At 62.9% G+C, this 8,944-nt stretch carries 12 protein-coding genes; 5 read left to right on the top strand and 7 right to left on the bottom strand.

Going from position 1 to position 8,944, the window contains the following annotated elements; genetic code table 11:
* Both K7W42_RS22360 and K7W42_RS22355 read left to right on the top strand, forming a co-directional pair.
* Positions 1-679 (top strand): adenine nucleotide alpha hydrolase family protein (locus K7W42_RS22360; RefSeq protein ID WP_224577596.1); only part of this gene is annotated, 679 nt, incomplete at its 5' end.
* On the top strand, positions 676-1,215 hold the full coding sequence (locus K7W42_RS22355; protein ID WP_224577595.1) for a hypothetical protein: 540 nt from the start codon (positions 676-678) through the stop codon (positions 1,213-1,215). The genes K7W42_RS22360 and K7W42_RS22355, both read left to right, overlap by 4 nt.
* A gap of 13 nt (positions 1,216-1,228) precedes the next feature.
* On the opposite strand, the gene K7W42_RS22350 is transcribed toward K7W42_RS22355, so the two are convergent.
* On the bottom strand, positions 1,229-1,486 hold the full coding sequence (locus K7W42_RS22350) for a hypothetical protein (protein WP_224577591.1): 258 nt from the start codon (positions 1,484-1,486) through the stop codon (positions 1,229-1,231).
* A 130-nt stretch (positions 1,487-1,616) separates the two neighbouring features.
* Between K7W42_RS22350 and K7W42_RS22345 the strand changes: the two genes are divergently transcribed.
* From K7W42_RS22345 to K7W42_RS22335, 3 genes are all read left to right on the top strand, one after another.
* A complete protein-coding gene (locus K7W42_RS22345) occupies positions 1,617-2,558 on the top strand; it encodes a DNA cytosine methyltransferase (RefSeq protein WP_224577589.1) in 942 nt (313 codons plus the stop codon).
* A gap of 127 nt (positions 2,559-2,685) precedes the next feature.
* Positions 2,686-4,308, top strand: a complete 1,623-nt coding sequence (locus K7W42_RS22340) for a hypothetical protein (protein WP_224577587.1) — start codon at positions 2,686-2,688, stop codon at positions 4,306-4,308.
* Between the two features lie 58 nt (positions 4,309-4,366).
* Entirely contained in the window at positions 4,367-4,609 is a 243-nt protein-coding gene (locus K7W42_RS22335; RefSeq protein ID WP_224577585.1) for a hypothetical protein, read from the top strand.
* A 26-nt stretch (positions 4,610-4,635) separates the two neighbouring features.
* On the opposite strand, the gene K7W42_RS22330 is transcribed toward K7W42_RS22335, so the two are convergent.
* The 6 genes from K7W42_RS22330 to K7W42_RS22300 all read right to left on the bottom strand — a co-directional run.
* A complete protein-coding gene (locus K7W42_RS22330) occupies positions 4,636-4,821 on the bottom strand; it encodes a hypothetical protein (RefSeq protein WP_224577583.1) in 186 nt (61 codons plus the stop codon).
* Positions 4,822-4,996: 175 nt separating this feature from the next.
* Positions 4,997-6,127, bottom strand: coding sequence for a collagen-like protein (locus K7W42_RS22325; protein ID WP_224577598.1), 1,131 nt, complete (start codon positions 6,125-6,127; stop codon positions 4,997-4,999).
* Between the two features lie 824 nt (positions 6,128-6,951).
* Complete coding sequence (locus tag K7W42_RS22315) at positions 6,952-7,302, bottom strand: hypothetical protein (protein ID WP_224577581.1); 351 nt, start codon at positions 7,300-7,302, stop codon at positions 6,952-6,954.
* Complete coding sequence (locus K7W42_RS22310; protein WP_224577579.1) at positions 7,299-7,820, bottom strand: hypothetical protein; 522 nt, start codon at positions 7,818-7,820, stop codon at positions 7,299-7,301. The genes K7W42_RS22315 and K7W42_RS22310 overlap by 4 nt, the downstream gene beginning before the upstream one ends.
* A gap of 2 nt (positions 7,821-7,822) precedes the next feature.
* Positions 7,823-8,647: a glycoside hydrolase family 19 protein gene (locus K7W42_RS22305; protein ID WP_224577577.1), complete on the bottom strand. Its 825-nt coding sequence runs from the start codon at positions 8,645-8,647 to the stop codon at positions 7,823-7,825.
* On the bottom strand, positions 8,644-8,944 hold a 301-nt coding region (locus K7W42_RS22300), incomplete at its 5' end, for a hypothetical protein (protein ID WP_224577575.1). The genes K7W42_RS22305 and K7W42_RS22300, both read right to left, overlap by 4 nt.

Raw genomic sequence — 8,944 nt, 5'->3', positions numbered from 1 at the left:
CGGCGTGCGGGTGGGGGAGTCCGCCAAGCGTGACCAGCGCATTGCCCTGAGCTGCGGGAAAGACGGCGCCGAATGCGGGCAGGGCTGGTACCAGCATCAGGACGAGAAGGGCGTGGACAAACTCGCACCCCTACTACACTGGCGCGTATGCAACGTCTGGGACTGGCTGACGGGTCAGGACCACGGGATGCAACACGGGTACCCGACGCAGCTGCTGGCGGAGGCCTACGGTGGGGACGAGGCGGCGGAGATCAATGCGCGCACCGGGTGTATGGCGTGCCCGCTGGCCAGCCGGGACGTAGCGCTCGAAGCCATTGTGGAGCTGCCGCAGTGGGCGCACTTCCGGCCCGTGCTGCGCCTACGCGCTCTGTGGGAGGAACTGCGGGTGCCGCAGTACCGCCTGCGCAAACCGGACGGGCGAATGGGACCCCTGACGTTTGAGGCCCGGCTGTACGGGCTGGGCGTGGTGCTGAGGATTCAAAACGAGGTGAATGCGGCGGCCCGTGCGAAGGGCCTACACCCGCTGGACCTGCTGAACGCGGAGGAAGAGGCGCGCATTCGGGAACTGATTGAGTTGGGCACTTGGCCGAACGGCTGGGAGGGTGATGAGCGCACGGGGGACGACGTGTTCTTCACGCAGCCGGCGGCGGACGAGTGGCTGTTTGGCGGTGGGTTGTGAGGCTGCCAGACGATATCCGGACCAAGCTCTTGAAGCTGCGGGCCTTGGCAGAGCGGGGCATCGGTGGTGAGAAGCGGGCGGCACAGGCCCAGTACGAGCGGATTCTGTCTGAATTTGGCCTGACTGATCAGGACGTCTTTCCGCAGGACCGCGTCTATGACACGTACGGCATCAAGAATCAGCATGAAGAAACGCTGCTCATTCAGGTGTGGGCGATGGTGACCCAGACCCGTGGCACCGCGAACTACCGGAAAGAAGGCAGCCGCGTGCTGTGGTTTGAGGCCACGACTGCGCAGCACCTGGAGATCAAGGCCGAATTCACCCGCCACCGGAAGGCGCTGGCAGACCATCTGGACCGCGCCACAAGTGCGTATTGCCTCGCCAACGATCTGCATGGGCCACCCAGCGACGAGCCCAGCACGATGACGGCTGACGAACTGGACCGCATGCGGCGCGCGATCGCCAGCGTGGACCCCCTCACGGAGACGCGCCGGCCGGCCCTGGGCGCTGGGCCACGCGTGCTGCGGTCGTCGTGAGGTGGGGCGGATGTCACCGATCAACCAGCCAGACCGCCAGGCCCACAGCAGCAAGCGTAATCAGGACCCGGCCCAGGACCGCCCGCCACGTCGCTTGGCGCAGCCACACCGACCACAGGTCCGCACCGACCATCATCGCGATGCCCACGGTGGCCAGGATGACGTACGCCGGGCCCTGGATCACGTGCGACCACGTCAGGACCACAGCCAGGATGGCCACGCCCAAGCCGGCCAGACTCAACAGCCTTGGTCCGCTCTGCATGAAGATCATGCCCTGACTGTACTGGATGACTCCGCGCACGGGCGCCGCATGAAGTCGTTTGGCACCACCCCCGCCGAGCGCCAAGCGTTTGCCTGTGCCCGCGCCCCCCATCACCCCAAGGTCGCCTGAGGAGGCCCTGATGACTGCCACGCTGAACCGCACTGCTGCTGGCCTGTATGTGCCTCACCCCGAGCGCCACGGCCGCCACTGGACCCAGGTCCGCAGCGGCCTGATCGTGCCCGAGCAACTCACCCGCAAGGGACGCCACCGCTACGGCCCCGGCGTGCTGGGCCTGGACCTGTTCGCCGGGGCGGGCGGGTTCAGCTGCGGCATGAAGCAGGCTGGCATCGAGGTCATCGGCATGTTCGAATACGCCGCCGACGCCACGATCACCTACATGATGAATCTCTGCCGCTACGGCCAGGTGGAACTGCACTGGGCCACGCCGGAAGATGCCGAACGGCTGAACACACAGCTGCTGCGCGAGACCAAGCGCTGGAAGAAGGACGTCCAGCAGGCGCAGGACGCGGGTGAGGACTTCACGCCTGAGCAACTCCACCAGCTGGACCTCTTGCCCACGGCGGGCAGCGGCTGGATCAGTCACCACCCTGAGATACCCGGCACGCAGCACGTGTTCTTCGGGGACATCCGGAAGTTCAGCGGCCAGCAGGTCCTGAAGGCCCTGGAACTGGCGCCCGGCGAGTTGGATGTGCTGTTCGGTGGGCCACCCTGCCAGGGCTTCAGTACGGCGGGCAAGCGGAACGTGGTGGACCCGCGCAACAGTCTGATTTTCGAGTTCGCGCGCCTGATCGTGGAACTGAAGCCGCAAACCTTCGTGCTGGAGAACGTTCCAGGTATCACGAGCATGGTGACGGAGCGGGGCATTCCGGTGCTGGACGAATTCTGCGCGATGGTCGCGGAGGGGGGCTGGGCGACGATGGAAGCCCTCCAGAAGATGCTGGGCGTTCCTGGTCGCCGAGGCGCGGTGCGTGCCCGTGGCAACCGGGCGAACAAAGAGGCGCCCGAAGCGCCGACGGCGCCTGAAGAGCCCACCTTCGGCCCACTGTTCAGCGCCGACTAACCCCCTCATCCCCTGGGGCTGGCCCCCGCACTGGCCGACAACTAGCCAGACATCTACAGATGATCATCCACCCTGAATTTCGTCTGCAAAATATGGTCGCTCAATTTTTCCGTCATAAAGTATAAATATGATCTCTGCAACAGCTGCCGCGAAGCTCCTTGGACCTGCTGGGGGGGCGTTTATCAACTCAATAATCCCGCACTTACTCGCACCTTGGACGCGGAGAGAGGCACTAAAAGTAATCAGAGAGAACCTTCAGACAACATGTTCTACCAGACAACAGGCAGATGATTTATTTAACCGTGTTAAAAATGCCGGCGTCCTTAAAAAAATTTCTAGACTGAAAAGCTTGAAGGAAATACATTCGACTGTTACGGATGCCGTTCAAATTTCTGGAGTTACAGACCCGCAGAATCTAGAGGCACTACTTGTTACTCATGCACTTTTGGCTGCGGTCGTACAGGTCACAGGCAAAACTGCTAATGAGCGATTGACAGGCGAAATGCAACTTAATACATATTTGGTACAACAGATGCCTGAGTTCGCAAAGCTGGTTGGTGACGCTCAGCGTCGGCGAGAAGCACCAGGTGTTAGTGCCAATCATGACATCTCTGACTTACTGATACGCGCTGGACAGAAGGATATGGAAATAACCGTTAAACAGGGTCAGCGCCCAAAAGTTAGCGGTAAAGCGCTGCTGCATATTTCTCTAATGGGTGAAAATGCTAAGGCTTTGGAGCGTTGGCAGGAAGGGGGAATGCGCGACTCACTATCCCTATCCTCCAATGAAGACGAGCTTTCTATGAGCTACGGACTTAAAGAGCTAGACGACTGGCTTCTGCCACCGGCAAAAGATTTGAGGGTTGAAGTTCGAGAGGCACTGGTCGAAACGGATGTTAGACTACGTCTAAACGCAGGAGAAGAGTCCAAACTGCACTGCAGTGCACACATGAAGCTCGGACCAGTGTCACACATTATAGAGATTGATATTCATGAAAGTCTCGGGAATCAAAATGCCCATGTCTCTTTGAAGCTGATACCGAAAGGGATACACACTTTGCAGGTCAAAATCAACTTGAAATTTGATTCAGATGGCAGGGTCATGCCAGACCAGTTTAGAACAATTCTACGAATAATGCGCAGACTGGCACAGGATAACATGCAATTGGTTATACCCAAGGGGACTGTAATAACTTATTCTGATTCAGATACATTTAAGGTAGAAGATGACTATGTCTTAGTAGATGGCTCTATATGGAATAAGGATATAGGAGAATCGGAAAATAGACTTAGAATCCAATTATCATTCTTGGGACATTCACAAATTATGTATCAAAATCTAGGTAAATATGTTGAAGACTATTCAAGTTTTGACTCGCATAATATAAAATTACCGGAGGAGCATACAAAGGAAATAGATGATATTCTCCGTCAAATGAATGACGCTATTATGGAAAGCCCGTTACCATCTTCTATAGATGTAGCATTCAGCACTAATTCTGATACCGGAAAGATGATTAAAAGAGAGGGGCTCAAAAATAACCATCCTATATTGATTAAACATACTAGACAGCTTGATTTAACGGAATGTGTAGTGAATCTACAAACTGAAATGGAGATTCTCTTCTTAGAGGCAAGACGTGTCAAGAATACCTTCCATTTTTCAGGTAAGGGGACGATGAAAAGCCGAATCTTGACAGTGCAACCTGCTGGATCACTTACAACATCCAATATGCTGGAAATAGAGTGAGATCGCAGCACAACTTTAGACTTAGTTTCCTTTTTGATATAGGGATGAATGTAGTTTTATGCCCTACCTCCTGATCACCTACGCCACCACCGGTGAAGTCCTGCGCCGCCTCGGCCCCTTTGCCACCGCCCACGCGGCCCGCACGGCGGCGGGTGAGGATGCCGGGCAGGTACTGATGTGGACCCGAGAGGCAGAGACTTGGCAGGCCGAGAAATGGCCGCAGCGGTACACGGTGGAAGCGGATGTCCATACGGATGGGCCACGAGCGTGCCTTGAGAAAGAGAGCAAGCTTGCGCTATAGTCCCACCTCTTTTGTTGACGAAAGCTCTAGTGGTTTCCAAAAATTTTAATCAGCACCTCTGCAGTCAGCCCGGCTAAGGTCAGAATTCGCATATCTCTCAACATTCCCTTGAACAGCAGTGTGGCTTCAGCGCTGTTCAAAGAATGCGCTTTAAGCAAGGCTGAAGTGATTAGGATAAAGAAGATCGCAAAGCATAGGTCGCTAAGGGTCATGCACCTATTGTGAAGCCGGAAAACATCCGTGGCCTATTGGACTTCGGGCAATTTGCTCCCAAATTTAGTATCAAATAAGCAGAAGAGTATTACCTTCATCACAATTAATAAGAAAGCCCCCGCCACGCCGAAGCGCGAGCGGGGGCAAGTGTTTGGCGCAAATTGTCTGTGGGGATCAAGCCGCCACTTTGTGCAGCACAATGCGCCCGGCCTTGCCTGCCGTGCCGGCCGTCCCGGTGCCTGCGCCTGCACCCCCATTGCCGCCGCTCACATCCAGCGTGACGCCGCCCAGGGTGGTCGTTTGCGTCTGGGTCACCTGATTCGGCAGGTGGTTGAAGGCGCTGATGGTGGTACTCACGAGGTAGATCACGCCGCCTCCGCCGCCGCCGCCGCCGCCCACGTTGCCCACCGTGCGGAAGTTCCCCACCCCACCCAGGGCCTCGATCCGGCCGCTGCCCGTCACGGTCTGCGCATAGATCACGATGACGCCTCCACCACCCGCACCGCCGCCGCCTGAGTTGGTGCCGTCACCAGCCCCTGCCCCGCCGCTGGCTCCGCCGTTATGCCGAGTCGTGGTCGCCAGAGGCAGGGGGTATAGCCCCCACAGCGGACTAAACAGCAGTTCATTCCCGCCCAGGGCCGCCGTGGGATTGCTCAGGTTGGCCCCACTGGCCGCCCCGCCCGAGCCACTGCCGCCGCCCCCGCCGATGCCGCCCAGCGTGTTGGTGCCACCGGACCCAGCCACCGCGACGCCCGTACTCGCACTCGCCCCAGTGGTGCCGCTGCCGAGCGTGCCCGCACTCGCGCCCCCACTGCCGCTGCTGGCGTTCTGGGCACCGCTGCCGTTCTGTCGGATGGTTCCGTTCACGGTCAAAGTGCCGGCCACGAAGATGCGGTAGCCGCTCAGGGTCAGGATGATGCCGGCAGGCACGGTCAGGGCGCTGTAGTACATGTCCCGCGTCAGGGTGGTGTTGCTGGCCAGCGTGACCGCCCCGTCTGTACCTGGGCCAAAGAGGGACAGCGAGCCTCCACCGCTGCTGCCGTCCGCACCTGCAGGGCCGGTGGCTCCGGTTGCACCAACACCGCCCTGAGCCCCAGTGGCGCCGGTCGGTCCTACGCCTCCCGTTGCGCCTGCTGGGCCCTGTGCGCCGGTTGCCCCAGTCGGGCCGGTGGGACCGGCCGTTCCTGCCGCACCATCACTCCCGGCAGGGCCGGTGGCGCCCGTGGCCCCAGGGTTGCCCTGCGTGCCCGTGGCCCCGGTGGCGCCGGTCGGCCCAGCTGGCCCAGTCGAGCCCTGAGCCCCCACTGAGCCTGCGGCGCCGGCATTGCCCTGAGGGCCGGTAGCGCCTGCAGGACCAGTGGCCCCTGATGCGCCTTGTGGGCCAGGATCACCCGGCGAGCCGGTGGCGCCTGCGGGCCCCTGACTCCCGGTGACACCGGGATTGCCCTGAGAGCCCGTAGCTCCCGGTGCGCCTTGTGGGCCAGTGGCCCCAGTTGCCCCCTGTGCACCAGTCGGGCCTGTGGGGCCAGTCGCCCCCGCGCTGCCCGCCACGCCAGGTGTGCCGTCCGCACCCGTGGCCCCAGTCGGGCCGCCAGTGCCGGTGCTCCCCGCTGGGCCTGCGGGCCCCTGGCTGCCGGTAGCACCTGGGGTGCCCGTTGGTCCTGTTGGTCCGGCAACGCCCTGAGCACCGGTCGGGCCCATGCTGCCGCCCGCGCCGTCGGCTCCAGTTGGACCGGTGGCACCAGCAGCGCCAGCTGGCCCCTGAGATCCGGTTGACCCAGCAACACCTGCAGGCCCTTGAGCCCCAGTTGATCCTGCCGGGCCAGTGGCGCCTGCTGGACCCATTGGGCCGGTTGCGCCTGTTACCCCAGGACTGCCATTCGCACCGGCTGGCCCTGGAGCACCGGTGCCACCTGGCGCCCCCGCCGCTCCGGTCGGGCCTGTGTTACCCGTGGATCCGGTGGCACCAGTAGACCCTGCGGCCCCAGTCGGCCCCTGTGGCCCGGTGGGTCCCGTCGAGCCAGCGCCGCCCTGGTCCACCTCGATCGTGACGGCGGGACCAGGCGTCACCGACACGCCGATGGCCAGCGCTGGCCCCGGCTGCACCGTCACGTTCACGATCACGTCGCTCATGCCCCGCCCCGGGTGTAGCTGGCCTGCCACACCAGCACCAGATCAAAGGCCGCGAGGTGCGCGCGCTCTGGTGCTGGCCCAATTAAGATGACCGTGCTGTCCAGCTCGAACTCCACGGCCTTCGGCGTCCAGGCCTTGCTCTGCACGCCCGGAATCTTGAGCGTGACGCTCTGCCCAGTGACGACCGCACCCTGCCCCATGTCGTACAGCACCTCACTCCCCAGCCGCGTGCGCAGCTGCGCCTGCACGGTGGTCCCGCTCGGCAGCGTGACCCCTGAAACGTTGAAGGTCACGGTCGCGTCCTGGCCCTGCTTGAAGCCCGAAGCGCGGGGCGTTGGCGCGGTCATGGGTGACCCCGGTCTAGGGGGGCTTCGTCCAGGCCGGGCACGGCGGGCCACTCGCCGGTCGCGCGCAGCACGTCCTCGGCATCCATCGGCCGCAGCTCCTCTTCTTGAATTGCAGGGGCGGGCACTGGCAGCGTCGAGGCCTGCGCCGCCGCCACCTGGGCCAGCACCGCTGTCATCTCGGCCAGCACATCAGTCGGCACGCCCTTCGCCGCGTTCTGCCGGCTGCGGTAGCTCACCCACCCCGACGCAATTAGACCCAGCACCAGGCCCAGGGCCATCCCCCGCCAGGGCCGCGCGAGTTCAATGCCCGCTGCCCCGGCCACACCTTGGAGCAGCAGCCACCCCAGCGCCAGACCCAGCAGGGCACTCAGCCCGATCACGGTCAGGCCCTGCAGGACTTGCCCCGCGCGGGCCAGGACCACTTTCACGAGTTCGACCAGCGCGATCTGCGCCAGCACGAACGCCACCAGAAACAGCAGGCCTGGGAGACCCAAGCCAGACAGCAGTTGCAGATCCATCTTCACACCTTCCTTTCGCCGAGGCGGTGCTCGGGCACCCGCGTGATCTTCGGTTTGCCATCCCGGCCCACCAGCAGCTGCCCGTCTGGGCTGACCATGACGCTCACCACCAGGCCTGGGATGGCTTGGCCCGCCGTGTCCAGCACCTGCACCCACAGACTGGTCTGCTCCGGCCGCGCTGGGGGACTGGGTGCAGGCGGCGCCTCCACGACCCGCAGTGCCTTCAAGGCGCGCTGGTAGTAGGTCTGCACCTCGGCCAGCCCTAGCATGGCCGCGCCGTTGACCATGCGCCGGGTACCCGCAATGTCGCCGGCGTCGGCTGGACCGTTGCAGCCCCGTTTGACCCAGTAGTTGGCGGCGGCCCGCGCACTGGTCAGCGGGTCCTCGATCTGCTCCGGGTGCGCCGCCAGGTTCACGCCCGCCGGGCTGTAACTGGCATACAGGCTGCGGCCGGTCAGCTGGATGTACCCCCCGCCCCGGAAGCGCCACCCGTCACCGCTCGCCTCGCTCCCGTTGCCCAGCCGGTTCGCGTAGGCACGGTTGGCCAGCGCCACCGGGTTGTTCACGTAAGGCCGGGCGGCGGCGGCGCTGCCTTTGAAGGCCGTGCGGAAGATGCCGGCCAGACGGGCGGCGTTGCTGTAATTCATGTTCTCGCGCACGTTGCGGTAGCCGCACTCGTGCGCAATGTTGGCCAGCCAGGCCGCCAGGCGCAGGCGGGTGGTGATGCCGAATTCAGCGGCTGCGGTGGAGAGCGCGCGGGCGGCCACCTCAGCGTCGGCAGGGCTGGTCTCGGGGCGGATGCGGCGGAGTTGGGCAGCGGTGATCATGGGGAACCTCCCTCAACGGGATCAGGGGGCCAGAGCGTGCGGTCATAGCCGAGTTTTTCGGCTTCCAGTCGGGCTTGTAGCGCCAGATAGCGCCAGCGGTCACGGTGCTCGGTGCGCCGCGCGGCCAGGGCCTCGACTTGATCGACCTGATCTTCCAGCAGCTTGTTCCGCTGCGCCAAGCCGTCCCGGGTATCTTTCTCCTGCCCGGTGGCCCCACTCAGCAGGCCCTTGAGGAACACGCCCAGCGCCGCCAGCAGGCCCCCGCCCCCTAGCAGGGTGGCCGCCGTGGTCGCCGCG

Origin of the sequence: Deinococcus betulae, from assembly GCF_020166395.1 — a bacterium.
GTDB classification, from domain to species: domain Bacteria; phylum Deinococcota; class Deinococci; order Deinococcales; family Deinococcaceae; genus Deinococcus; species Deinococcus betulae.
Note: the sequence above shows the minus strand (reverse complement) of the source record. Positions and strands in the feature narration are given on the sequence as shown.

Excerpts from the sequence above, each read along its gene's own strand:
- K7W42_RS22350 (WP_224577591.1), bottom strand. The coding sequence starts at position 1,486 with ATGATCTTCATGCAGAGCGGACCAAGGCTGTTGAGTCTGGCCGGCTTG.
- K7W42_RS22345 (WP_224577589.1), top strand. The coding sequence starts at position 1,617 with ATGACTGCCACGCTGAACCGCACTGCTGCTGGCCTGTATGTGCCTCAC.
- K7W42_RS22340 (WP_224577587.1), top strand. The coding sequence starts at position 2,686 with ATGATCTCTGCAACAGCTGCCGCGAAGCTCCTTGGACCTGCTGGGGGG.
- K7W42_RS22335 (WP_224577585.1), top strand. The coding sequence starts at position 4,367 with ATGCCCTACCTCCTGATCACCTACGCCACCACCGGTGAAGTCCTGCGC.
- K7W42_RS22330 (WP_224577583.1), bottom strand. The coding sequence starts at position 4,821 with ATGACCCTTAGCGACCTATGCTTTGCGATCTTCTTTATCCTAATCACT.
- K7W42_RS22315 (WP_224577581.1), bottom strand. The coding sequence starts at position 7,302 with ATGACCGCGCCAACGCCCCGCGCTTCGGGCTTCAAGCAGGGCCAGGAC.
- K7W42_RS22310 (WP_224577579.1), bottom strand. The coding sequence starts at position 7,820 with ATGGATCTGCAACTGCTGTCTGGCTTGGGTCTCCCAGGCCTGCTGTTT.
- K7W42_RS22305 (WP_224577577.1), bottom strand. The coding sequence starts at position 8,647 with ATGATCACCGCTGCCCAACTCCGCCGCATCCGCCCCGAGACCAGCCCT.